The organism is Streptomyces sp. NPDC014656, assembly GCF_043084305.1.
Taxonomy (GTDB): Bacteria; Actinomycetota; Actinomycetes; order Streptomycetales; family Streptomycetaceae; genus Streptomyces.
The window spans coordinates 508,836-532,134 of the sequence record NZ_JBIBZN010000005.1 but is presented as its reverse complement, the minus strand read 5'-3'; the positions used below and the strand labels follow the sequence as shown (position 1 = coordinate 532,134).

Here is a 23,299-nt window from a genome sequence, read left to right as displayed (position 1 = left end):
CCCATGTGTCCTCCGTCGACACCCCCCGGACCGGCCGCCGGCACCGACGCCGTACGCCGCGAAGCCCGGCAGAAGGTGACCGGACAGGCCCGCTACGCCGCCGAGCACACCCCGCCGGGCTGCCTCCACGCCGCGCCCGTGCCCGCGACCGTCGCCCGGGGCCGGGTCACCGCCGTCCACGCCGGTGAGATCCTGGCCAGGCCCGGCGTCCACGCCGTCCTCAGCCACGAGAACGCGCCCCGCCTCAAAGACGCCGACGACCCGACGCTGTCCCTGCTCCAGGACGGCCTCGTCCCGCACCGGGGCTGGTACGTCGCCCTCGTCGTCGCCGACACCCCGGAGGACGCCCGCGCCGCCGCCGACGACCTCCGCGTCGACTACGCGCCCGAGGAGCACGACGCCGGACCTGCCGAGGACCATCCCCGCCTCTACACGCCGGAAGAGGCCAACGGCGGCCACCCCGCCGTACGCGAACGGGGCGACTTCGACGCCGCCTTCGCCACCTCCGCGGTCCGCGTCGACGCGACGTACACCATGACCGCCCTGCACAACCACCCCATGGAACCGCACGCCTCCACGGCCTGGTGGACCGACGGCGACCTGACCGTCCACGACTCCAGCCAGGGCTCCACGACCGTACGCGGCGTCCTCGCCCGGCTGTTCGACCTGTCCGAGCGGCGGATCACCGTCGACTCCGTCCACGTCGGCGGCGGCTTCGGATCCAAGGGCACCCCCCGTCCCCAGGTCGTCCTCGCCGCCATGGCCGCCCTGCACACCGGCCGGCCCGTCAAGCTCGCCCTGCCCCGCCCGCACCTCGCCGCCGTCGTCGGCCACCGCGCCCCCACCGTCCAGCGCGTCCGCATCGGCGCCGACGCGCACGGCGTCATCCAGGCCCTCGCCCACGAGGTCACCACCCAGACCTCCACGGTCAAGGAGTTCGTCGAGCAGGCCGCCGTGCCCGCCCGGACCATGTACACCTCGCCGCACAGCCGCACCAGCCACCGGGTGGTCGCCCTGGACGTCCCCACCCCCTCGTGGATGCGCGCCCCGGGCGAGGCCTCCGGCATGTACGCCCTCGAATCCGCCATGGACGAACTCGCCGTCGCCACCGGTCTCGACCCCGTCGAACTCCGCCTGCGCAACGAACCCGAGACCGAACCCGACAGCGGCCGGCCGTTCAGCAGCAGGAACCTCGCCGCCTGCCTCCGGGAGGGGGCCCGGCGCTTCGGCTGGGAGGACCGCGACCCGCGACCGGGCGTGCGGCGCTCCGGCGGCCGGCTCACCGGCACCGGAGTGGCCGCCGCCACCTACCCCTACCTCCTCAGCCCCTCGACGGCCACCGCGCACGCCGCACCGGACGGCACCTACGTCATCCGCCTCAACGCCACCGACATCGGCACCGGGGCGCGCACCGTCCTCGCGCAGATCGCCGCCGACGCCCTCCACGCACCCCTGGACGCGGTCCGCGTGGAGCTCGGCAGCAGCGCCCTGCCCGACGCGCCGCTCGCCGGCGGCTCCTCGGGCACCTCCTCGTGGGGCTGGGCCGTGCACCGCGCCTGCACCGCCCTCGTCGAACGACTGGGCGCCCTCACCGGCCCGCCGCCGCCCGAGGGCGTCACCGCGCGGGGCGACACTTCGGAGGAGGCGAAGAAGGAGTCTCCCTACGCCCGGCACGCGTTCGGCGCGCACTTCGCCGAGGTCGAGGTGGACACGGTGACCGGGGAGGTACGGGTGAGCAGGCTGCTCGGCGTCTTCGCGGCCGGCCGGATCCTCAACCCCCGCACCGCCCGCTCCCAGTTCATCGGCGGCATGACCATGGGCATCGGCATGGCGCTCACCGAAGGCAGCACGCTCGACCGGGAGTTCGGCGGCTTCGTGGAGCGGGACCTCGCTTCCTACCACGTGCCGGTCAGCGCCGACGTACCGTCCCTGGAAGCGCACTGGCTGGACGAGGAGGACCCCCACCTCAACCCCATGGGCAGCAAGGGCATCGGGGAGATCGGCATCGTCGGCACCGCCGCCGCCCTCGCCAACGCCGTGCACCACGCGGCCGGCGTCCGCCTGCGGGACCTCCCCCTCACCCCGGACCGCCTCCTTCCGCACCTGCCGGACTGACCGGCGGCCAAGGGTGTCGGCTCCGGGGAAGCGGGCACGCGGACAGTCGACCGCCCGGGCGGGAACGGACCGCGCGCCCGCCTTCCGGGCCCGAGAACGAAGGAGCGTCCCATGACGGACGACCTGTGGAACTACAGCCCGACCTGCGGACACCGGTCGGGCATGGACCTGGCCGGCTGGAGCGTGATGGCCACCGACGGATTCGTGGGCCGGGTGGCCGAGCACTCCGAAGAGACGGGGGACGCCCACCTGGTCCTGGACGCGGGGGCGTGGATCTTCGGAAAACTGCTGATCCCCGCGAGCGCGGTCGTCCGCTGCGAGCCTGAGGAGCGGACGATCCGCCTGGCCCTCTCGCGGGAACAGGTCGAGGACGCCCCGCAGCACCTCACGGAGACCGACCGGGCCGACCCGCAGTATCGGGACGACGTGGTGGCGTACTTCGTCGAGGCAGCCCGCACCAGGCGGTCCGGCACCTCCTGAACTCCGTGGCGCGTCACCGTCCGCGGCGTGAGCGCTCGCCCGCCTCGGCCGGCGGAAGGCGGCATCGTGGACGATCAGGACTGGTCCGTCCAGAACCTGCGTCGGCGGCTCGCGCGTCCGCGCGAAGGAGGGGAGCCGAGACCGGGCCGCCGCCGGTAGACCTGCGGAAGACCGGCAGCAAGCACCACGTGATCCGCGACGGACGCGGCATGCCGCTGAAGGTCATCACTACCGCGTCAGGCCGAACGCGAGTTCCAGACCGCGCAGCACGACGCCCGTACCCGCGCCAGGGCCAACCGCTGACGGCCGTCTCCACCCGCCACCGCGGAGGCGGGAAGCAGCCAGCGGCGGCCGGCACGCAGACGGCCGGAGGGCCATCCCAGCGCGTACAAGGAGCAGCCTTCCTGACCATGGGTCCCGCCCTGCATCAGAGCAACAGAGCGCTTCCAGCGGCTTCCATCGGAAGTACCGGACCCGGAGCCGACCCCGACGATCACCCTGCGCAGGAAGAGCACCTGGACCGCGAGGAAGACCCATAGGAGGAGGCGGTGCTGGTGACCAGCGTCCGCGCACCGGTTTCCTCGGGACAGGCGCCGCGGGAGGCGGTTCGTCCTGGCTGTCCATGAACTGAGAGTGCGTTCTCGTGGACGATTCCGCGTGACGGGAGGCGGGGCCCGCCCGTGGTCGGCGCCGTCGTATCAGCGTCTCCACCGACGCTCGGGTGCTGTCGCCCACAGCGTCAGGCCCACGAGGAAGTAGATCATCCCTCCGATGATGACCAGGGGGACGCCCATCATGAGAACGCAGCCCAGGAGGAGCTCCCCCCACGTCGGCTCATCGGTCATCGTGTTCCCTTCCTCGCGCCGTGCTCTTCATGACTCGATGAAGACCGATCCGGTTCCCGTCCTGCCGGTGTGCCTGCCCGGGGGTGCCGCGTACGACGGTCCCCAATGGGCGGCGGGTTCGCGGAAGGATCGCCGGGCGGGTGGCAGGGCCGGCTACGAGTGCCACGAGTACGAGGACCCGAAGTGGCCTCACCGGAGCTGGACGAAGACGACGGCGGCGACGGCGGCGGGCAGGAGCAGGTATCAGGAGCCGAACGGATCAATCCGTGACGGGCAGGCACTCGGCGAGCAGAGCGACGATGTCACGCCAGGCTCGCTGCGCGTGCCGTGGGTGGTAGCCGACACCAGGACGCACGGTGTGGTCGACCGGTGGGTGGTGGAAGGCGTGCAGGGCCCCGCCGTAGACCACGAGGCGCCAGTCGACGCCCGCGGCCTCCATCTCCGCGGTGAACGCGTCCCGTTGGGCGGGCGGCATGATCGGGTCTTCCGACCCGACCCCGGCCCACACCGGGCAGCGAATGCGTGCCGCCTCGCCCGGCCGGCCCGTGGTCAGTGCGTTGACCGTCCCGATCGCGCGCAGATCGACGCCATCACGACCGAGTTCCAGTGCGACTGCGCCCCCGGTGCCGTAGCCGACGGCGGCGATCCGGTCGGGATCTGCCCGCGGTTCGGCACGCAACACGTCGAGCGCGGCGTGACCGATTCCTCGCATCCGGTCGGGGTCGGCGAGCAACGGCATGCAGCGGGCCAGCATTTCCTCCGGGTCTCCCAAATAGCGTCCACCGTGGAGGTCGAAAGCCAGCGCCACGTACCCCAGCTCGGCCAGGGCCTCGGCCCGGCGGCGCTCGACGTCACTGAGCCCCACCCCCTCGGGTCCGATCAGTACCGCGGGCCGAGGCTCGGCACCGGCCGGGAGCGCGAGGTGTCCGATCATCGTCAGGTTGTCGGCGGGGTATTCGACCGTGCGAGTGGTGACCGTCGTCATGTGACCGGAGGGTAATGACCGTTGCGTCCGCTCGGGGCGGTGTTCACCGATGGCAGACAGCAACCTACTCCGCCTGCATCACCCGGACACGTCGTCCAACGAACCCGAGCAGTCCGGGAGTTCACCGAACGAAGCGAATCCAGCCAGATCAGACCAGATGGCGAGTGCCGGCAGGGTTCGGCGACAGATAGGCCCGGTCCTCCGCACGGAAGGGGTCTCACGTGGCGAACCTGGTCGACAAACGGGTCTCCGTTGACCAGCAGTCGACCATCCGCCAGAGCCTCGTCCTTCACGAGGCCGGGATCGGGGACCCGGTCGTCTTCGGGGAGAACCCGGGAACCTCCCATCGCCCCCACCCGCTCCAGCGGCCGAAGTTCCGTGCGCTCCCCGACTACGCGCGGCCGGGTGACACCACGGACATCTCCGAGATGTTCCGCCTCGTACGCGGCACCGGGCACACCCTTCGCGTCAGCGCCGTACCTGCCATGCGCCTCGGACTCCTCGCCCGCCGGCAGCCGCTCGACGACGGCTCTGGCGAGTTCGTTCACCAGAGGCGCGGTCGTGGTGGAGCAGACCGACAGACCGGTCTCGGCGATCGCGGTGCCGGTGCCGGTGCCAATCAGCGGGTGGGAGTTGCCGGTTCCGGATCGCCGATCAGCACCAGCGGTCGGCTCCCACGGACCCAGGCCGGCAACGGCCTCAGGTGGGGCGTTCGGGTTCTTCGGGAAGTCGAAGTCCTCCAGCCGCTCGGGCCTGAGGAAACGGGCCAGCCGCTGCCGGCGGGGGCGAAGGCCCTGGTCTGTCTGCTCGGCCTGCTCGGTCTGGAGCACGTCCAGCAGGAATTACTTGTAGGTGGCTTGTGCGCGCCAGGCGACGGCACGAAGCCTTCGGGCTCCTTGTCGGTGTCGGCCAGCGGCTCGGCGTCGTCCGCGGTGGTGCCTTCCATCGCCGTGGCCAGTGCCTCACCCCGGCCCGGGAGTTCCGCGCGACCGTCGGCGTCAGGTCGATCCCGCAGCCGTAGCCGTCTGCCGGCAGCGACCGCAACCGGTCCCGCTCGGCCTCGAAGCCGAACCCGATCGAGGTGGGCCGGCCGTGGATGTGCCGGGCGTCCCCGGCGACGTCGATCGCGGCAAGGCGTTCGTACAGCTCCGTCAAGGAGTCCACCTCAAGCGGCGGAACCAAGTGCTGGCGGCAGAACCGACCGCCCTCGTGCTCCGCCCCGCCCTTCCCATGGGCGCCGCCTTCACCCGGAGCGCAGCAGAACGCCGAGACTACTAACAGGACTTGAACGACGCCCCCTGGCCGATTCCAGCCGGGAGTTACCGAGCAGCACCTGCTTGACCGTCGGCTTCAGGGTGTCGTAGCGGAATCCCGTCGGGTGCCGGCGTCCCTCCAGAGCTTCTGGGCGGATCTGTGGCCGCCGCTTGGACACGTGCTCCCAGACCGTGGCCTGTGCACCAGCGGCTTCCTGACCTGGACCGCGATCAACAGGCACAGCGTGACGGCCGACCAGGGCCATCCATCGCGATCGCCCCGAAAGCGACAGGTTCCACGCCGTCGCATCCACCGGCTTCCGAACTCACCGAAGACTCCCGGTTCCCGTTCACGCCGAAGCCCTGGCCCTACCTCACGGGTCCGGTCCGGTTCCGTGACCCGGTCATGCTCCGTACGGCCCGGAGGGGTGCGATGCGATCCATGCCGCATGCCGGCGCATCCGGGCCGGGTCGCCGGGGAAGCAGCTGTCCCACTCCTCGTCCAGGCTCATCCACGTCAACGGCTGCCCCTCCTCTGCCACGAGCGGCACTCCCGCATCGACGATCGCGGCGTACGACAGCCCGAAGGTCACCGGAGCGCCCGGCCGGTAGGAACGGACGGTCGCCAGAGCAGGCTCCTGGAGCAGTTCCGTGCGAAGGCCGGTTTCTTCGAAAAGCTCGCGGTCGGCGGCGTCCCGGGGAGTCTCGCCCGGTTCCACCCGCCCACCGGGCGGGACCAGGCCCCGCCAACGGTGCTCCACCAGCAAGACCCGGGAGAATGCCTCGTCGAACACCCATACCTCGGCCGCGAGCGGACCCGTCAGCTCGGCCCCGGCAGTTGCCAGCCATCGGGAGGCCCCGTCGAGCTCCACAACTGCCGATCTCGCGTCTGCCATCGCCGCTTCGAAGACCCTCTGTCCGATCTCGTTTCGAGTCATGGGAGCAAGATACGAAGCCCGGCTGACACGCCCCGTCCCCGAGCCGGACCTCTGATGGGTGGCCGGTTCGGCTTGGACAGCGTCGTAATCGTTGTTCAGGACCACGGTGAAGGTGTGGTCCCGGGCGGGCCCGAGGGCATGCCTCGGTGAGCCCGGTGGGGTGGCGGGGGGCGGGGCAGTCGGCCGGTGACTTCCGGACGGCGGGCGGAGGTGGCGGTGGCGGTGGCGGCACGCTGTCCGCTGCCGGGAGGCTCTGGCGCTTCCACTGGGCGACCCTCGTGTGGCCGCCCCGGTAGCCGCGTTCGGTGATCTCTGAGAGGAGGGCGCGCCCGGTGGTCCTGCAGCCGGCCTCCCCCAGCGCTGGGGCCGGTCGGCTCTCCGTCCGCCACCTCCGTTCCAGTACCGCTGTCGGTGGTCAGCGGCGTCTCCCACCGTGGTTCGGGTTCCGGCTCGATCTTGAGGAGGCTGTTCGGGCACGGGCGGTGGTCCATGACGGTGCGCTCGACGGCGCGGCTGTGGTTCTGCCCCAGGTGAGAACCATCAGTCGCTTGCCGGGCCCGGGGGCTGCGGTATCGGCGGCCTCCGCGCAGGCGTCGGCGCGGTCCCCTCGGATCATCTCGGTCTGCGGGGTCGGCGGCCAGCCAGGGGGTGCGGGTGGCGGCGTCGCGGTCCGGGAGCAGGTCGAGGTCCCGGTGGATGACTGTTCGGTGATCACAGTGCCGTAGACGTGGCCCTTGCGCAGGGCGAAGTCGTCGCCGCCGATCGCCGGCGGGACGCGGATGGGATCGCCGGACAGTTCCATCACGCTTCGCAGCAGCGTGCTGCAGCTTTCGCGGATGCCCGGCGACCGGGCCATCCCTTCGCCGGAGCGGCCCGCGAGTGCCGATCCCGGTGCGGCGACCGCCGAGCGCGGCCTCTCGGCACGGATGACCTCAGCTGCCGGCATCGACGGGAACAACAAATCCCTGAGCAGGGGACTTGATTGAGTCACGGCCGCCGGCCACCGGCCCCGACCACCGGCCCCGGTCACCGAACCGCAGGACCGTCGTCGAGCTCCTGGAGGCCGTGCGCTCCTTCAGCCACGGCCTGACCCTGCCCGCGAGGCTCCGCGAGGCGCTGTACCGGCTGAAGATGGCCCCCGGAGCAACGGGCCGGGCCAGGTGACGCGGACGATCGCCGCCCCCGCCTCCATGAAGGCGGACCGTATGCGGGGAATCTAGGCTCCCGAATCCGGGCACAAGCCCCTCACCGCCCTGCGTGTGGGGCGTACAGCTTCACGGGACGCCCTGGCTGCGCCGGAGCCTTCGGCGCCGGCTCGCTGTCCACGCGGAAACCGGCCTGAGCTTCTCCGCGAGCCCTCCCCCGCCGGTCACCCGATCTTCCTCCAGGGCTTGCAGTCGGAGGTCTGAAACGCCTTGTCGCCCTTGTCGATCTTGATGATGGCCTGCCCTTCGGCGTTCCCGCTGGCGATGATGTCCTCGAACTCGCCGGTGGTGTCGCTCAGCCGCGCCCAGTAGCAGAGGGCGGTGTCCTTGCCGTCGCTGCGGTACGTGCCGGGCTGGACGTCCTCACCCACGAGGAAGACACCGTCTCCGGGGACCTCCGTGGCGGGTCCGGTGCTCGCCTTCGGCGGGCTGCTGGCGGCGGGCTGTGAAACCTCGGCACTCTCAGAAGCCTGAGGCGTGGCGGTGTTCTCAGGGGCCTGGGGCATGGTGGTCGTGGGCTGGGCCGCGGCAGGAGGATCCGCGGAGCCTCCGCCCGATCCCACGATGCCGATGAGTACGCCGACCAGCAGTCCGCCCAGTGCCGCCGCACCGTGGGTGAGAACCTTCCTGCGCGGCCCCGGGGCCACCTGCGCGGGAAAGGACTGCCGCTGCGGCCCCGGAGGCGGACCCGCCGGCCCGTTTCCACTCATGCCATCAGATTGCGCCCTTCCCGCTCGAACCGCATGACAGCGCCTCCCCCACGATCACCACCCCCTGCGAGGGCCGGGGCGCCGGGTGGCGCGCAGTCCGACGCCACGCCGAAGGGCCTACAGGATCGCCTGGCAGGCAAGGAGCAGCCATGCCGGACGGTTCGGCGGGTCCGTGCCCGTGCAAGCGAGGAGCAGGAGTGTCGGCCTCCGCCGCCGCCTGGTGAGTACTGGGCGCTTCCCCGCGTGCGGGGGCAGCAGCAGACGTGCCTGGCGGTGGCACCGTTGTCAGCGGGTCGCGTCCCTTGTGTGTTGCGCTGGGCTCGGTTTCGGCGGTTGAGGCCGGCGACCGGCACGCCCAGGCAGTCGTACGCCTTCGGCACGATCGTCATGACCGGCCCGCCTGCCCGCTCCCCCGCTCCCCCGCTCCCCCGCTCCCCCGCTCCAGCAGATCGCGTACCGCGTGCGCTGTGGCCCCCGCATCCACCGGGGAGGGAGCCGGCGCTTGGTCTCACGCCGGGGTGAAGGCCCGCGTTCTGTGCGGGACTCGACCGGGGGTGCGTCGCAGGCCGGCCATCGGTTGAGGGTCGGCCTGCGACGCGCGGGGGCGATCAGCGGGCGAGGAAGGCGAGGACGCGCCGGTTGACCTCTTCCGGCTTCTCGGAGAGGAGGAAGTGGCCGGCGCCTTCGATCATCGCGCCGTCCGATCCCGGCGGCAGCATGGCGATGACGTCGGCGAGCGTCGCTTCGTCGACCACGGGGTCCTCGGTTCCGTGGAGGTACAGGGTGGGCTGGGAAGGCAGCTTGTCCAGCACCCGGGCCATCTCCCACTGCGGGGTGCCGAAGGTCGCGGCCGGGAAGTTCTGCCGGTAGAGCTCCAGGCCGAGGTGGAGCCTCTCCGGCGTGTTGAGTCCCTCCTTCATCGCCTTGCGGTCCTCGGTGGAGTCGTAGCCGGGGACGACCCCCGTCCAGTGGTTCCAGAGCCAGTCGAGGTAGGCGAGGTCATTGGCCGCGACGATGCGGTCGGCCATGGCCATCTGGAAGAAGTAGAAGTGGACGTAACGCTCGATCCTGTCGGGATCCTCGCCGTTGCGGTCGTAGAACTGCAGCGGCGGGACGTCGTTGACGACCACCTTGGCCCACCGCTCGGGTGCGGCCGCGGCGGCGCCCCAGGCAGTGAAGCCGCCCCAGTCGTGTCCGATCAGGACCGCGTCGGAGCCGCCGCCGAGCGCCTCGTGCAGGCCGTTGGCGTCGGCGATCAGGTCGGGGAGGCGCATGCTGCCGTCCGGCGGCACCTGGGACGGGGCGAACCCCCGCATGGTGGGGACCACGGCGTGGTACCCCGCCTCGGCCAGCGCGGGCAGGAGGTACCGGTACAGGTGAGGCGTGTCGAAGCCGTGCAGCATCAGCGCGAGCGGCCCTTCTCCCGCTTCGACGTAGGCCAGGTCCAGGCCGTTGACGGTGATCCGCTTGTGTTCCATTTTCCACTCCTTGCCACTGGGGAGGCTCTAAAAAGAACGTTCTAACTAGTCGGAAGCTAGCACGGTGCCCGCCTGGTCGACAAGCTAGAACGAACGGTCTATCCAGTAAGGTCTGCCGTATGGCGAACACACCACAGGCGGGCACCCGGGAGCGCATCGTCCGCGCGGCCTCGCTGCTGATGCAGCGGCAGGGGTACGAGGGGACCGGCATCAAGCAGGTCGCCCAGGAGGCCAAGGCCACACTCGGCTCGGTCTACCACTTCTTCCCCGGCGGCAAGCAGGCGGTGGGCGTGGCCGCGGTCCAGCACGCCGACCAGGAGTTCGCCGACCTGCTGTCGGCGTCCCTGTCCACAGAGGCCGACCCCGCGAAGGCCATCGCCGCCTGCGCCCGCGAGCTCGCCCGCCACCTGCGCGAATCCGGCTGGACGGACGGCTGCCCGATCAGCGCGACCGCGCTGGAAACCACCGGCCGGGTCCCCGATATCGAGCAGGCCGTCGCCCAAGCCTTCCAGCACTGGCGGGACCTGGTGGCGACCACGCTTCGCGAAGCCAGCTTCCCGCAGAACGACGCGCACGACCTGGCCATCACCGTCATCAGCACCCTCGAAGGCGCCGAGCTCACCGCGCAGGTTTCCAAGAGCGAGACGCCGCTGACGGTCGCGGGCGAACACCTGGCCCGGCTCATCAACTCCTACAAAGGGTGACGGCCACCCGCTCAGAGGGTGCCGACGGTGTCATCAGCGGTGACCCGAGCGGGTAGCCGCCCAGGGCGAGGAGCAAGAGGGTGAGCGGATTGCCACGGGCGAGGGAGTCCACGACCCGCACGGATGAGCGTGCTCGGCCCGACGTTCAGCAGCATGGAGGGCCTGGAGGGTCCCGGGTCGCCGCGGGGTGCGACGATCCGGTCGTGTCCGAGGAGTTGTCGCGCTGGTACCGAGGCCGCCTGGTCGTGGGGCCGTTCAGCCCGTTCGAGACCAGTGAGCTCGAACGTCTCGAACGGGAGGCCGGACTGCCCCTGCCGGCCTCCTACCGTTCGTTCCTGGAGGCGGCGGGCGGGGCGGGCTTCCCGTACTCCGTCCGCCTGCCGGCTTGTGAACCGGAGCCGTTCCAGAGTTTCGACGACCTCTATCGGCTCGGCCCTGACGACGACGGCGAATACGGCTGGGGCACCTTGCTCGGCGAATACCGCCGAAGCCGTGACGGGCAGCTCGCCGACGGCGTCTCGCCGGCCGGCCTCCTCCCGATCGCCCGCAACGGCGGCAGCGACACTCTGTTCCTGGACCTGAACCCGGCCACCCATGGACAACTCCACGCCTTCGTCCATGGCATCCCCCACCCCGGATACTTGTCGACGGGGGTCTTCACCCCAGTCGCTGACGACTTCGACGGCTACCTCGACATGCTCGTCGTCGACCCGGACCTGGCGGCCGACACCTGGGCCGACGCCAACGAGAGCGATCCCGCCGATCCCTGGCGGCGGACCGTCGAGGAATGGCTGGACAAGGAACTGACCGGCTGGCGTGCCGAGCCGTGGGCAGCGGTCTGACGTCCGCGTCGTGGCCGATCAAGCGGCGCTCGTGCCTCGTTCGACGGCGGCGAGGCGAGCCGGTTCTCCAGCCGGCAGACCGGACCGTCGACCGAGACGACGTCACAGTGGTGCGGGAGGCTGTCGAGGGCTGCCGTGGCGAGGACATCGCCGCCGAACGCGCCCGCCCCCCTTCACTGAAGGTCTCGTTCGAGGCCAGGGTGATCGAACCCTTTTCCGCGGCGCTTCGAGATCATCTGGAACATCTGGAGCGTCTGGAACATGAAGTTCTCCGCGGCTCGTTCCAGCGGCTGGTAGCTGACCTCTCCAACGGCGAGCCAGCCGGCTCCCGCCGAGCGCGTTCCGATGACGGGGCCGCCCAGGTCTCCGGTCAGATAGACGGTCGGGGAGGGGGTCGGGTAGGGGCGAAACGGTCGAACTCCACGCAGCGGCGGGTGAGGAAATCCTCGTCGTGCCAACCGTTGACCAGCATCGTGTGTGCGATGCCGAGCATCGCGGTGGTGTCGAGCATCGCGGCGGTGTCGGTGTTGGGGACGACGGGCAGCCATTCGGCGTCGGGGAAGCCGGCGGTGTCACTGCGGAGAGGGCTGACGTTCACGAACCGCACCCCGGCCTCCCGGCACTTTCGCTGCAGGTCCCGCGTCTGATGCCTGGCCCGTCCGCCAGGGTTGACCCGGCTGTTCTTCGGGGGCGGCCCTCCAAACGCCGCCACCAGCTCTCGGCGATCTCGTCCCACATCGGCATCCGGACTGGTAGCTCCACGGAGCCCCGCCGATCACATGCGGAAGAATGACCTCCAACGCCGCAGTGCTGTACGTGCCGCGAGAGTCGGTGTGGCCCCCTCCCAGCACCAGGAACCGCTGGAGCCGGCCCTGCGCGTTGTGGAATCCACCCGCACTCGCCCGACCGCAGGAGCCACCGAACACCGCACGGTCCCCGTGCTGTGAACGCGCCCGGCGCAGGTCCCCGCTCACCAGCGTGAGCACGTCGTCCCGACTCACCTCCACGCAAGCGTCCATGCCCCTGGCCGTGTCATCGGCGTGCGGCAAACCGTTCAGCCACCCCTTGCGCAGCACGGGACGCAACACGCACGTGCTGTCTTCAACGGCCGTCACCATGCCGGGGCCGATAGGCGACGGCGTGTGGTCATCGCCTCGGGGCTCAATGCCCACCAGCCGACCCGAATCGACCACGGCGACGGAGCGGCCCCAGTGCGTCGCCACCGGCACTTGTCACTCGTCACTCGTCGTTCGACCGTGCATCGACTCCGTCCCTGAAGTTTCTCCGGCTCGCGGACAACGGCCGCTTGCACCACAGGGGACCCGCATCAGTCGACGGTCCGCAGGACGCAGGCTCCCCTGAAGGCTCCCGCCCAACCTTGACGGCGCGCGTGGCTCCCGCCGCCGCCGTACGCACCGGCGAGCGCTTAGCCGGCTGGCGTAAGGCGGAAGTGGCGGGAGCAAGGGCCGGACCCTCCTGGTGGGGGGCGGGGGCACCGTGCGGTGGGTGGAGAGAGCGGGATGGTAGTCGGTCGACGAGGTCTCCTCGGCGTAGTCCCCCAAGCGCGGGAAGCGGCCGACCCGGGAAGTGCCGGGTCAGCCGGTCAAGGGGCCGTCCTGCGGGTGCGGGGGGGGCAGATATCTGCCTGATCCCGTCGATCAATCCGCCGAGGTCTTCCGGGGCACCACCTTGATGTTGAAGGTGTGGGCGCCCAGGCCGCCCGCGATGCCCATGAAGAGGAAGGCGAAGTGTTCCTGGCCCCGGGCGGTGGTGATGTCGCCGATGTCCAGCTGGGACGAGGCCGGCCAGCCGAGGTCGGCGAGCAGCCGCCCGGTGGTCCGCTTGGCTTCGGGGTCGTCGCCGGAGAGGAAGACGGTGCTCGGGCCGTCGAGTTCGTCCGGCGCGATCATCGCGGTGGCGTCCATGGTGCACAGCGTCTTGACGACGGGGGTCCGGGGGAAGGCCGCCTGGATCTTTTCGCCCAGGCTGCTGTTGGGATGGGAGAGCTGGGTGTAGTCCTCGGAGAGACCGACCCCGACGTCGACGAGAAGAGTGTCGGCCAGGGCCTCCGCGCCGATGGAACGCAGCAGCTCCACGGAGACGTTGCCAGGGGTCGCGTTGACGAGCACCTCCGCGTGAGCGACCGTCTCCTCCAAGCCGGCCACGGGAAGACCGAGGTCCGTCCGCTCCTTCGGCCGCCGCGACCCGAGAAGGACGTCGTGCCCCGCCTCCTTCCAGCCGTGGGCCAGTGCACGGGCGACGTTTCCAGTACCAAGCAGTCCGATACGCATACGGCGAAGCTATCCCCGCCCGCGTCCCCGCCGGATCAGGCCATGGTCCCGTCCGGCCCCACACCTAAGACGTAGTCCTCCAGGCCCCCGTGTGTACGGGCTGGTCTGACGGAGCCACGGCCATCGCCACCCTCATCGCCATCGCCGACACTGGAGACACCGGAGACACGAGGACGGCGGCGGCACGTTCGGCGGACCGCCTTTCCGGAGCCCGCCCCCAGCGAAATCGTCCGGTCACGGCACCCCGGTGTTCGAAGCAGTTCATCCGTGCCTGGCCGATGACCCAGGCGAGGAACGGGTCCTCCCCGGCGATGAGTTCGTTGATCACGCCGGTCGGCAGGTCCGTGATTCGGTGATTGCCGATGGTCACCGATGATCGCTGGTGATCGTTGCGGGAGTCGCCCTTCCCGCCGTCCGCTCGCGATGAGCCACCCGGAGTCCGACGTTCCACTCTCCGTCATGCACGAGTTGACTAAGGTGACCGAGCATTCGATCTTCCTTTCGAAGGGTGGGGACGCATGAGACGACCACGATGGGCCGCTTTGGCGGCTGGGGCGGGCCTGGCACTGTCGTTGTTCGGTGGGACGGCCGGTCCGGCGGCTGCGGCTGATGGTGCGGATACGCCCGTCAGCCTGGTCTCGTACAACGTGTGCGGGGGATGGAACGGGACGGAGAACCCTTGCCGGAGTCCACTGGCCGACACGCCCCAGGCCCCGGACCTGCGGGCCGCCGAATGGGCGGCGGACGCCGTCGGCAGGGCCGGGCTGACCGGCACCGATGTGATCATGCTTCAGGAACTGTGCAAGGGCCAGTACGACGCGTTGCTGCCGAAGCTCGCGGGCTACGCGGGGTACTTCGCCAGCCGCCAGACATACGGTGGGTGTGGCGCCTGGGGCACGGATACCGCCATCGGCCAGGCGGTCTTCTTCCGCTCGGCCACCCCGGAGCAGATCCAGGGCAGCTCCGTCAAGGTGACGGTCGACGATGAGCGGCTCGCGGTCTGCGCGAAGGGGCCGGTTCGCGGCCGTCATACGTTCGCCTGCAGCGTGCACCTGTCCAAGAGCACGGCCGCGGGCGACATGCACGAGCTGCGCGACCACATCTCGGCGAACGCCGGCGGGGCGTCGGTGATCGTGGCCGGGGACTTCAACCGCGAGCCGACCGACCTCAGCCCGGCGCTCCCGGCCGGCACACCCGTCACCGGCCCGCTGGCCGAGGCGGACGCGATCGACGACGAGCCGACCGCCGCGTGGGTGGCGCCGGACGGCTACACGGCCAAACTCGACCACGCCTTCTTCAGCACCGAGGACTTCCACACGCTGTCCGCGACCGTGGAGGACCCCCAGCTCGCCAGGGTGAAGGACCACGCGCTGCTGCGTGCTCTGGCCTTCCCCCGCAAGCCCGTTCCCGGTGACCTCACGGGTGACGGCCGCCCCGACCTGCTGGCCGTCCGCAAGGACGGTGCGCTCCGGCTCTACCCGGGCAGGGACGACGGCGGGTTCGGCTCCGCCCAGGTGCTCGCCACCACGGGCTTCGCGGGAGCGGTGGTCAGCCATCGCGGTGACTGGACCGGTGACGGCCGCGAGGACGTCCTGGCCCGGATCGGTCCCGAGCTGTACGTGTACCCGAACCTCGGAGGCGGCAGCCTCGGCGCCCCGGTCACCTTCCCCAACCGTGAGGGCCGCTGGACCGGCACCGCGCCCCGTGCCGTGGGTGACGTCAGCGGGGACGGCCGCCCCGACCTCGTCGTCCAGGGCGGCACCGGCCTGTGGCTGCACCGCGGAGCGGACCCGGCCACCGGCCCGTCCCTGCCGCACGCGGCGCTGGCGATCGGGGGCGCGGAATGGGCGTACGGCGGTGACCTCGACGTCCTCGTTCCCGGCGACACGGGCAAGGCAGGCGGCGAGCTGGACGGACTGAACCGTGCCGACCTATGGGCCCGGGAACGGACCACGGGCAAGGTGCTGCAGTACCGCAGCAACGGCGCCTCGGCGCTGTCGGCCACGGGCACCGAACTCGCCGGCGACACCTGGCCCGCGGCGCAGCGCCCACTGGCCGTCTCGCTCGGCGACGGCAACAGGGACGGCCTCGCCGACCTGTGGGTCACCACCTCGTACGACCCCCAGACCCAGCAGGGCGGCGACCTCTTCTTCCGCGCCGCCACCACCTCCGGCTGGGCTGCTCCCGTCCAGGTGGGCAGCGGCGGCTGGGGCTACGTCGAATCCCTCTCATGAGGCTGGATCCGGCCCGGGGGGGGGCAACCCTTGGTAAGCGCCATGGTGAACACCTTGCGGAGGCGGCCCGCCGGCTGTCGGAGGAGTCCGCTCTCACCCTGCCCGACATCGCGGCAGCCGGCGGACTCGGGTCGGTGAAGGCCCCCCCGCACCGGGCCTTCCGCCGCCGCCCAGGGTCTGTCGTGAAAGTGGATCTCGTCCGTCGGTGATCACGTCCTGTGGGTGTGGCACGTGAGGATCTGTCGAACGGCCAGCGAGCCAGGCTGGCGCCGTTGCCGCCGCAGGGCCCCAAGCCGGGCGGTCCGCGGGTTTGGCTGCGGCGGCAGTTCATAGACGGCATACGGTGGCGGGCCCGGACCGGTGCTCCCTGGCGGGACGTGCCGGAACTCCATGGGCCTTGGGGCCGGGCGTACGGCCTTCTCCGGCGTCGGCAGCGGGCCGTGGCCTGGGCCCCCGCCGCCCCCTCACTCAGCTCCAGGCCGAAGCGAACGCCAAAGGCCTGTTCACCGGGGACGTGAACGTCGACTCCACGGTCTGCCTGGTCCACCAGCGCGCCGCGCTGTGCTGGGACGGTGAAGAAGAAAGGCGGGCCTCCGAAAGGAGCCGCGCGGCGGGCTCGCGGTCGCGTACGGCGTCTCGCCCACGACGGCCTGGCGCTACGTCGACGAAACCCTGGCCGTCCTCGCATCACTGCCGCCGAGCGGCTTGTCCGACCACATCGAGGCGGGCCGGTGCGTGCGGCAGAGTCGCTACGGAAGGCCGTCGGACTCGTCCCCTCGCCCGCGTCCTCCTCGCAGCACCGGCCGCAGCCGGCCTCGTCGGCTGGGGCCGTCATGCTAGCGAAGGCCTTGCGGTGCGGTGGCCCCGCATCAGCCCGAGCCGGTGACGGCCCGGGTCTCCTGCTCGATGATCTCCCACAGCGGCGCGCCGTCGCGGTTGGTGAGGATGACGCCTGCCCAGCCGGTGTCGGGATAGACGGTCCAGCTGGCGCCGACGCCGGGGTTGGCACCGGCGCGGCTCCACACCCACTGGCCGCTGACGAGGCTGACCGGCATCTGGTAGGCCCCGAACGACGCGTCGGCGGGGACTGCCCGGCGGGTCAGGCCGCCCCCCTCTGGGACGAGGGGGATCTTGGGTCCGGTGAACAGTTCGGCGTAGTGCCGGTCCAGCACCGTGCCGTCGCCCAGCGCACGCGCGAACCGGACCAGATCCGGCGCGGTGACGAAGCCGCCGTCCCCAGGGGCGTCGATGTAGGCGCGGCCCGGGTTCTTGCCCCGTACATACGGGTCCGGGCTGCCCACGTCCAGGTGGCGGACCGCGTCCACGTGGCTGCCATCGGCCAGCGCCATGTACGGGTGCGCGATGTGCTGGTCGGTGAGCCACTGCGGCCTGGTGTAGAACCCCGAACCGGTCATGCCGCAGAGATCGAAGATGTTCTCCTGGACGTAGTCCCAGTAGGTCTGGCCGGTCACGGCCTCGATGATCTGCGCGGGAATGGCGACCTCGGCACCGGAATGGCCGCTGGGTGTGCCGGGAGGGGTCTCCGACGTCGCCTGCCGGGCCCACCGCTCGTAGAACTCGTGCACCTCGTCACGGCTCTGGAAGACGCGCTGCACGTCCTCGTCCGGGGTTCTCATCCCGGAGGTGCCGGTGAGCAGATGGTGGATGGTGACCTGCTCGGCGATCTCCTCGGCGTAACCCGTCAGGTGGGTGCCCACCGTGTCCGACAGCCGCAGCCGGCCCCGCTGCGCCAGCTGCAGGATGGCCACCGCGTGGAACGGCTTGCCCGCCGAGCTGAGGCTGAACGCGGTGTGCTCGCCGTTGGGGATGCCGTTCTCCTTGTCGGCCATGCCGTAGCTGCGCGACAGCACCGTCCGGCCCCGGTGCGACAGCAACACCACGCCGGAGAACCTGCCCTGGGCGGCCAGCTTCGCCACGTACCGGTCGTAAGCTCCGCCGGGCCGGGTGTCCGGCGGGATGCCGGAGCCGGCCGGAGCCGCACCGGCGCGGGCGGGCTGCGCGCCCGCCGGCGACGCGCCCGCCGCCGCCATCCCCGCGGCCGTCAGCCCGCCCCACCCCAGCAGCCTCCGCCGGTCGATACCACCTACGGAATCCGAATCCACGATCACGGTCCTTTCCTGATCGACGAACCGACCGTGCCTCTATCCAAGACGGACGGCTGTTGCGGCGGCGTACGCGTTTATCGATATGTCCGCGGTACCCCCCGGGCCTCGTGCTCCCCAGCACGCGGAACAGCTGCCGGTCGGCGGGCGCTGCCGGTCGGCGGACATTGCCGGTCGGCGGGCGCTGCCGGTGCCACGGGCCGGGGCATTCCGCATCCGTGCGCCGGCCCTCGCCTGAACCACTTTCACCACAACAGACAAAACGCCCGCCCCCTCCCCCGGCACAGCCATCCGGTGAAGTCGAAACTTCGGCGGAGGGTGGGAGGAGGGCGGATCCGCGTGGTGAAGTGGAGGTGTCTGATACTCCGACAGCAGGGAGCGTTCCTTCTGATGACCGCACAGCCCGCACGCCCTGAGCGCAGCAGTCCCGAGACCGTTTCGCGCGGGGATGCATCGCCGTTCAAGCCTTCTCTCGTCAAAGCGGTGTTCAGGGACGTGACCCCGATGCACGTCTCGCGGTCGGCCGCGTGGGCCGCCGCGTCGGTGACGCGGACAGTGCTGGCGGAGATCATCGACGGCGCGAGGAGAGCGGCGGCGGAGGAGGCCCGTAAGAAGCTGATACCCGGGGACCTCATCTCGGCGATCGACCGGAACGTCGAGGTGGAGGTGGGCGCCACGTGGTACCAGCACAGCCCGACGTTCAAGGGCCTGACCGGTGTCGTACGCGACGCCGACGGCGCCGTGGTGGTTCCTCCTCGGCGCAGCAGGTCGCGCAGACCGAGTGCCGTGGTCGGCGCCCACAGGTTCGAGGCCGGAATCAAGAAGCTGCTGGTGAGCCAGGGGGTGACGGCCGTCCCCGCGATGGTCCGTGACCTGGACGGCATCGCGAGCGCGTTCATGACGGACCTCGCCCGGGACGCGGCCATGGTCGTCCGCGAGGGCGGGGTGAAACGCTTCGGCTCGGTCACCCTGGTGATGCCGGGCGAACCGGTCACGCCCCCGCCCCTCGACGATTCCCTCCGCGCCCTGTCCGTCCGCGGTGGGGACAGGCGGACCATCGGCAGGGACGACGTCCTGGCCGCCACCACGATGCAACTGTTCGGCGACATCAGACAGCAAGCCCTCGCCCAGGCAGGTGAGGCGATCCGGAACGCTCCCACCGGCCGCACGAGCGCGACCGTCCCCGCCGCCGCCTCGCCCTCATCCGCTCCCCCGGACCTGCCGAAGGAAATGGTCTCCAAGAACTCCCACGGCATGATCTCCAAAGTGGCCGGCCCACTCCGGAACTGATGGTTCAGGATGCGGAAGCGGCGACCGAAACCGGGAAGACGACGACGAGCCGGGAACCGCGCAGATGTGCCGCGGAGCAAGGCGGAGCAAGGCGGAGCAAGAGTGTCGGTGCCGCCCCTCGACGCCTGACGAAACAGCGATCCAGCGATCCAGCGACCCAGTGGCCCAAGCGACCAGGAACCGGGACATCCCCCACAGACCTCCTGCCGTGAGGTTCTGGGTGTCACGTCCGGAAGACGGCCACGTCCTTGGCCGACATCACACTGCGCACGTCATGGATCGCCGGTTTCCTTTTCCCGGCCGCCGTCGTCACGCACCTGGCGGTCCATGTCCGTCACCGCAGGCCACCGCGCCCTCACGGTCGTTACCAGCCGCGGGCCTTCAAGAAGGGCGGTCCGCACCGCTGCCCCAGGGCCGTCTCCAGCTTGCTGAACTCGCTGAACTCGTCACCGGTTTCCCGCACCGAGGTCGAAGGCCGTGACCCGGAACGGTCGGGCCCCGGTGAGCCGGTTCCGGTTGGCGTCTGAGAGGTAGTCGTCGCGGCGTGTGCCGCGTTCGGTGCAGGAGATCGCCTCCGGCCAGTCACCGAAGTGCTCGGCGACGACGGTGAGGGCGATGTTCTCGGCCCGGTGCGCGGGCCGGAGGCCGGAGACGTCCGGTGCGGTGGCCGGCGGAAGTGGCGTCGGTCCATTCGTGGACGAGATGCGCGTGCTGCCGGTCGGGCGTCAGCTGGACGTGGGCGGGGAGGAGCCCGGGGCGGAGCGAGCGCGGCGCCCGTGGCCTGTGTAGCCGTTGGGGTCACGGTGCACACTTCGGGGGGTGGTCCGGATCATGGACGAGGCCGCTTTCGAGGCGGGTGCGGTGGGGTCCGGGGCGTTCGATGCCGGGGACGAGGGTGTCCACACGGCTGACCGAGTCGTCGCGGTGGGCCGCGCTCAGGCCTGATGGGCTTCGTTCCCGGTCCGCTGAGCGTAGAAGAGCAGGCCGGCCCCCTCCCGGGACAGAAGGACGTACTGGGACAGGTGTCCGGGCGGGGCCGGGTCCGCGGCCCCTTCCTCGCCCATCGCCGTGGCGGCCGCGCGGGAACGTGCGGCCGATATGACGCGCGAGGTGGAACAGCCGGAGCGGGCGGTGCCGATCTCTTCGCCGTCTTCCGGCGCAAGCGCGGCCATGAGCAGGCGAGCAGGCGAGCAGGCGAGCAGGCGACAGCCTGTCCGGCACCCAGCTGCGGGCCCAGGACCGGCCGGCCGAAGAGGGGCAGGTCGCCGCCCGCCAACTCTCCGAGTACGCGGACGCGACCCCGGCCACCATGGCCGGCCTCCTGAACCCTCTGGAAGCAAGAGGGATTATCCGGTGCGAACGCAGTGCCGTCGACTGCCGGGCGATCCAGGTCGTCCTGACCGACCGCGGACGCGAGCGTACCGAAGAAGCCCGAGAGCGATGGCGTCAGCGGTGGCGTCAGGCGATGGCCGACGTCCCGGCCGAAGAACTTCAGGTCGCCATCCAGGTCCTCGGCAAGGCCGCCGGCCTCTACGGCAGGCCGTAACCCCGCCCCCACCTCCACACCCACGCCCACGCCCACCGCTCGGGCGACCACACAAGCGAATGGAACCAGGTCTTCGACGCCCAGGTTCTCGCCACCGCCATCCTCGCCCGGCTCCTCCGCCACTGCGAAGTGCTCCCCTTCAACGGCCCCGGCTACCGGCTCACGAACCGCCTCAAGGCCATCGAGCAAAAGAACGCTGCGGCCTGACAGTTGGGGCCGTTCATCCATACGCAACTGGAGGGAAAGCGGTCCGGACGGAATGAACGCGTCAAGGTCGTCCCTGTCCAGGTGGTCGTGGCGACGAACCGAACGCGTGGGCGGACATCCACGCGGCGTTCGTGGACCTGCTCGCGGGCCATCTGCCGGCAACGGGCCGGCGGTGGGGCTCTCCCGGCCGGCGCCCGTGCCGGAACTCTTCGTGAGGCGGCCACGAGGGCCTTTGTCAGAGGCGATGGGCAAAATCGCGGCCATGAATGTCACTCCTGTCACTCCGCCACGGCCGATCGACGTTGCCGCGGTCTTTCCCCAACTGGCTCCGCTGGCCCGCACGGCGACCCGCCTGCACCCCCGCCCCGGGGCGCCGACGCGGCACGACAGCTCGATCGGCGGGCCGCTGCTGTGGCCCGCCGAGGAGCCGTGGCCGCACTGCCGGGAACCGCATGTGGTGGACGGCATCAACCCGGCCCAGTCCCCGACGGATCTGCGGCTGGAACGACGGATCCTCGCCGCCTCGCACGGCCGGGACCTGACTCCGGCGGAACGGGCGACTCTCGAACGGCTCCGGCCCCCTCAGACGTATCCGGTGAGGTTGGCGGTCCAGTCGTTCGACGGCCCCATAGCGATGCTGCCCGTCGCGCAGCTCTACGTATGGGATGTGCCCGATCTGAGCCCGCCGGAGGGCAAGGACCTGCTGCAGGTTCTGTGGTGCCCTTTCGATCACCCGATCATGCCCAGGACCTTGCTCTTCTGGCGTTCTGCAGCCGCCGTCACCGACGTTCTCGAGACGCCCCCCGAGCCACCCGCGGTGCAGTTCGACGGCTATCTGCCGGAACCGTGCGTGCTCGAACCGGAGCAGATCACCGAGTACCCCGACCATCTGGAGCTGAGCGAAGAACTGCGGGAGCAGCTCAAGCGGTGGAGTGTGCCGCAGGCAGCAGAGGAAGACATGGAACCGGACACGTACTACGACTGTGTGCTGTCCAACGCACCCGGCTGGAAGGTCGGCGGCTGGCCCGCTTGGAACTCCACCGACCCCAGCCCGCAGCCCTGCTCCGAGTGCGGCACCCGCATGGAGGTCCTGATGACCGTCGCCACGTTCGAGGAAGGGGACGACGCCGGGAACAGCTGGTCTCCGCACCCCCACCCGGGTGCTGGACCGTACCCCGGCCACCGCGGCTACAACGCGACCGGAGTCCAGATAGGCAGCGGCTACCGGCAGCACCTGTTCGTCTGCCCGGCGGAGCCCGAGCATCCGCACATCGAGTTGATGACGTAGCCCGTCCGCAGTGCGGAAGCCGGGGCGTCACGGCGCGGGCATGCCGTGACGCCGGATGGCCGCGAGACGCGGAGTGCCTACCCGCGGCCCGTCATCCGAGAAGGAGCCGGCCATCCCTGGCACGACCGCGACGCATCGCCCCAGGTTGAGCCAGGCCCGCGGGGGTCGTCGGGGCGAGAGGTCACTGTCGTCCCGACGGACGTCGTTTCGGGGCCCCGGAGTGTGGTGTGGCAGTCGGGACGCCTCTCCGACTTGGCCGCGTAAGGGTTGAGCGGCCCGTCCGTGTCGAGGAACAGCAGTGGTCGGTCACGGTTCTCCCGTGTCTTGACGCGCTGTGGACCGCCCTGATCGGCGTAACTGTGGGATGGCCTCGGTACTGGGCCGGCCTGAGTGATGATCATGATGTGAGGAGTGTGATCACGGCATCGGAGCCGCCCTGGACAACCCCGTTCGCGGGGCTGAGCCCGCGCCGCTTAGGACTTTTGTCCGGCCGATCATGCTGCTGGTTAGGCTGGCGCCCAGGGAGGCTGTGATGGGTGCCGTGGAGATGAGCCGGACTGAAGCGGTCGTGCTCGTGCGGCGGATCATGGATGCGGACTATGCGTCCGAGGACGAGGTGGACGGGTGGCTGGACAGGCTTGACCGAGCCCTGGCCTGTCCATCGGGCCATGTCAGCGGTCTGATCTTCTGGCCGTCAGAACAAGAGCTTTCTGCCGATGAGGTGGTCGATCAGGCATTGGCCTATCGGGCGATCGCGTGGTGACA

Annotated in this window: 21 protein-coding genes and 2 pseudogenes; 13 read left to right on the top strand and 10 right to left on the bottom strand. The window is 70.8% G+C overall.

Annotated features, from left to right (window positions below):
- The first annotated feature begins 3 nt into the window (after positions 1 to 3).
- On the top strand, positions 4 to 2,115 hold the full coding sequence (locus ACF1ED_RS15800) for a xanthine dehydrogenase family protein molybdopterin-binding subunit (protein ID WP_391760631.1): 2,112 nt from the start codon (positions 4 to 6) through the stop codon (positions 2,113 to 2,115).
- A gap of 111 nt (positions 2,116 to 2,226) precedes the next feature.
- A complete protein-coding gene (locus tag ACF1ED_RS15795; RefSeq protein WP_391760629.1) occupies positions 2,227 to 2,595 on the top strand; it encodes a PRC-barrel domain containing protein in 369 nt (122 codons plus the stop codon).
- 698 nt (positions 2,596 to 3,293) lie between these two features.
- Here ACF1ED_RS15795 and ACF1ED_RS15790 read toward each other — a convergent pair.
- From ACF1ED_RS15790 to ACF1ED_RS15775, 4 genes are all read right to left on the bottom strand, one after another.
- Positions 3,294 to 3,440, bottom strand: a complete 147-nt coding sequence (locus ACF1ED_RS15790; RefSeq protein ID WP_391760627.1) for a hypothetical protein — start codon at positions 3,438 to 3,440, stop codon at positions 3,294 to 3,296.
- Positions 3,441 to 3,699: 259 nt separating this feature from the next.
- Positions 3,700 to 4,425 (bottom strand): dienelactone hydrolase family protein, encoded by a 726-nt coding sequence (locus ACF1ED_RS15785; RefSeq protein ID WP_391760625.1) that lies wholly within the window; start codon positions 4,423 to 4,425, stop codon positions 3,700 to 3,702.
- Positions 4,422 to 5,255: a hypothetical protein gene (locus tag ACF1ED_RS15780; protein WP_391760623.1), complete on the bottom strand. Its 834-nt coding sequence runs from the start codon at positions 5,253 to 5,255 to the stop codon at positions 4,422 to 4,424. The genes ACF1ED_RS15785 and ACF1ED_RS15780 overlap by 4 nt, the downstream gene beginning before the upstream one ends.
- A gap of 827 nt (positions 5,256 to 6,082) precedes the next feature.
- Positions 6,083 to 6,616, bottom strand: coding sequence for an NUDIX domain-containing protein (locus ACF1ED_RS15775; protein WP_391760622.1), 534 nt, complete (start codon positions 6,614 to 6,616; stop codon positions 6,083 to 6,085).
- 734 nt (positions 6,617 to 7,350) lie between these two features.
- On the opposite strand from ACF1ED_RS15775, the gene ACF1ED_RS15770 reads away from it, so the two are divergent.
- Positions 7,351 to 7,602 (top strand): hypothetical protein, encoded by a 252-nt coding sequence (locus ACF1ED_RS15770; RefSeq protein ID WP_391760620.1) that lies wholly within the window; start codon positions 7,351 to 7,353, stop codon positions 7,600 to 7,602.
- Positions 7,595 to 7,780 (top strand): hypothetical protein, encoded by a 186-nt coding sequence (locus ACF1ED_RS15765; RefSeq protein WP_391760618.1) that lies wholly within the window; start codon positions 7,595 to 7,597, stop codon positions 7,778 to 7,780. The genes ACF1ED_RS15770 and ACF1ED_RS15765 overlap by 8 nt, the downstream gene beginning before the upstream one ends.
- A gap of 205 nt (positions 7,781 to 7,985) precedes the next feature.
- On the opposite strand, the gene ACF1ED_RS15760 is transcribed toward ACF1ED_RS15765, so the two are convergent.
- Positions 7,986 to 8,192, bottom strand: a complete 207-nt coding sequence (locus ACF1ED_RS15760) for a hypothetical protein (protein ID WP_391760616.1) — start codon at positions 8,190 to 8,192, stop codon at positions 7,986 to 7,988.
- Positions 8,193 to 9,139: 947 nt separating this feature from the next.
- A complete protein-coding gene (locus ACF1ED_RS15755) occupies positions 9,140 to 10,009 on the bottom strand; it encodes an alpha/beta fold hydrolase (protein ID WP_391760614.1) in 870 nt (289 codons plus the stop codon).
- Between the two features lie 119 nt (positions 10,010 to 10,128).
- On the opposite strand from ACF1ED_RS15755, the gene ACF1ED_RS15750 reads away from it, so the two are divergent.
- Positions 10,129 to 10,713, top strand: coding sequence for a TetR/AcrR family transcriptional regulator (locus ACF1ED_RS15750; protein ID WP_391760612.1), 585 nt, complete (start codon positions 10,129 to 10,131; stop codon positions 10,711 to 10,713).
- Positions 10,714 to 10,916: 203 nt separating this feature from the next.
- On the top strand, positions 10,917 to 11,555 hold the full coding sequence (locus ACF1ED_RS15745) for an SMI1/KNR4 family protein (RefSeq protein ID WP_391760610.1): 639 nt from the start codon (positions 10,917 to 10,919) through the stop codon (positions 11,553 to 11,555).
- A 370-nt stretch (positions 11,556 to 11,925) separates the two neighbouring features.
- Here the strand turns inward: ACF1ED_RS15745 and ACF1ED_RS15740 are convergent, their stop codons facing one another.
- From ACF1ED_RS15740 to ACF1ED_RS15730, 3 genes are all read right to left on the bottom strand, one after another.
- Entirely contained in the window at positions 11,926 to 12,153 is a 228-nt protein-coding gene (locus tag ACF1ED_RS15740; RefSeq protein ID WP_391760608.1) for a hypothetical protein, read from the bottom strand.
- The gene (locus ACF1ED_RS15735) at positions 12,128 to 12,727 is read right to left on the bottom strand and encodes a hypothetical protein (protein WP_391760744.1); all 600 of its coding nucleotides are present in this window, start codon (positions 12,725 to 12,727) and stop codon (positions 12,128 to 12,130) included. The genes ACF1ED_RS15740 and ACF1ED_RS15735 overlap by 26 nt, the downstream gene beginning before the upstream one ends.
- 486 nt (positions 12,728 to 13,213) lie before the next feature.
- A complete protein-coding gene (locus ACF1ED_RS15730; RefSeq protein ID WP_391760607.1) occupies positions 13,214 to 13,846 on the bottom strand; it encodes an NADPH-dependent F420 reductase in 633 nt (210 codons plus the stop codon).
- A gap of 518 nt (positions 13,847 to 14,364) precedes the next feature.
- On the opposite strand from ACF1ED_RS15730, the gene ACF1ED_RS15725 reads away from it, so the two are divergent.
- Entirely contained in the window at positions 14,365 to 16,080 is a 1,716-nt protein-coding gene (locus ACF1ED_RS15725; RefSeq protein ID WP_391760605.1) for an FG-GAP-like repeat-containing protein, read from the top strand.
- Between the two features lie 218 nt (positions 16,081 to 16,298).
- On the top strand, positions 16,299 to 16,598 hold the full coding sequence (locus ACF1ED_RS15720) for a transposase (RefSeq protein WP_391760603.1): 300 nt from the start codon (positions 16,299 to 16,301) through the stop codon (positions 16,596 to 16,598).
- A gap of 351 nt (positions 16,599 to 16,949) precedes the next feature.
- Here ACF1ED_RS15720 and ACF1ED_RS15715 read toward each other — a convergent pair whose 3' ends face one another.
- A complete protein-coding gene (locus tag ACF1ED_RS15715; RefSeq protein WP_391760601.1) occupies positions 16,950 to 18,203 on the bottom strand; it encodes a serine hydrolase domain-containing protein in 1,254 nt (417 codons plus the stop codon).
- 390 nt (positions 18,204 to 18,593) lie between these two features.
- Between ACF1ED_RS15715 and ACF1ED_RS15710 the strand changes: the two are divergent.
- The 5 genes and pseudogenes from ACF1ED_RS15710 to ACF1ED_RS15690 all read left to right on the top strand — a co-directional run.
- Positions 18,594 to 19,367: pseudogene (locus ACF1ED_RS15710) on the top strand (hypothetical protein); the annotation flags it as partial.
- A 1,435-nt stretch (positions 19,368 to 20,802) separates the two neighbouring features.
- Entirely contained in the window at positions 20,803 to 21,039 is a 237-nt protein-coding gene (locus ACF1ED_RS15705; protein WP_391760599.1) for a hypothetical protein, read from the top strand.
- A gap of 66 nt (positions 21,040 to 21,105) precedes the next feature.
- Positions 21,106 to 21,246 (top strand): annotated as a pseudogene (locus ACF1ED_RS15700) (ATP-binding protein); the annotation flags it as partial.
- A gap of 262 nt (positions 21,247 to 21,508) precedes the next feature.
- Positions 21,509 to 22,534 carry a hypothetical protein gene (locus tag ACF1ED_RS15695; RefSeq protein WP_391760597.1) on the top strand — a complete coding sequence of 342 codons (1,026 nt, stop codon included), beginning with the start codon at positions 21,509 to 21,511 and terminating at the stop codon, positions 22,532 to 22,534.
- A 532-nt stretch (positions 22,535 to 23,066) separates the two neighbouring features.
- Complete coding sequence (locus tag ACF1ED_RS15690; protein WP_391760595.1) at positions 23,067 to 23,297, top strand: e9imm peptide; 231 nt, start codon at positions 23,067 to 23,069, stop codon at positions 23,295 to 23,297.
- Positions 23,298 to 23,299 lie beyond the last annotated feature (2 nt).

Coding starts and splice junctions, on each gene's coding strand:
- ACF1ED_RS15795 (WP_391760629.1), top strand. CDS start 2,227: ATGACGGACGACCTGTGGAACTACAGCCCGACCTGCGGACACCGGTCG.
- ACF1ED_RS15775 (WP_391760622.1), bottom strand. CDS start 6,616: ATGACTCGAAACGAGATCGGACAGAGGGTCTTCGAAGCGGCGATGGCA.
- ACF1ED_RS15790 (WP_391760627.1), bottom strand. CDS start 3,440: ATGACCGATGAGCCGACGTGGGGGGAGCTCCTCCTGGGCTGCGTTCTC.
- ACF1ED_RS15755 (WP_391760614.1), bottom strand. CDS start 10,009: ATGGAACACAAGCGGATCACCGTCAACGGCCTGGACCTGGCCTACGTC.
- ACF1ED_RS15725 (WP_391760605.1), top strand. CDS start 14,365: ATGAGACGACCACGATGGGCCGCTTTGGCGGCTGGGGCGGGCCTGGCA.
- ACF1ED_RS15800 (WP_391760631.1), top strand. CDS start 4: ATGTGTCCTCCGTCGACACCCCCCGGACCGGCCGCCGGCACCGACGCC.
- ACF1ED_RS15690 (WP_391760595.1), top strand. CDS start 23,067: ATGGGTGCCGTGGAGATGAGCCGGACTGAAGCGGTCGTGCTCGTGCGG.
- ACF1ED_RS15695 (WP_391760597.1), top strand. CDS start 21,509: ATGAATGTCACTCCTGTCACTCCGCCACGGCCGATCGACGTTGCCGCG.
- ACF1ED_RS15750 (WP_391760612.1), top strand. CDS start 10,129: ATGGCGAACACACCACAGGCGGGCACCCGGGAGCGCATCGTCCGCGCG.
- ACF1ED_RS15785 (WP_391760625.1), bottom strand. CDS start 4,425: ATGACGACGGTCACCACTCGCACGGTCGAATACCCCGCCGACAACCTG.
- ACF1ED_RS15705 (WP_391760599.1), top strand. CDS start 20,803: ATGGCCGGCCTCCTGAACCCTCTGGAAGCAAGAGGGATTATCCGGTGC.
- ACF1ED_RS15730 (WP_391760607.1), bottom strand. CDS start 13,846: ATGCGTATCGGACTGCTTGGTACTGGAAACGTCGCCCGTGCACTGGCC.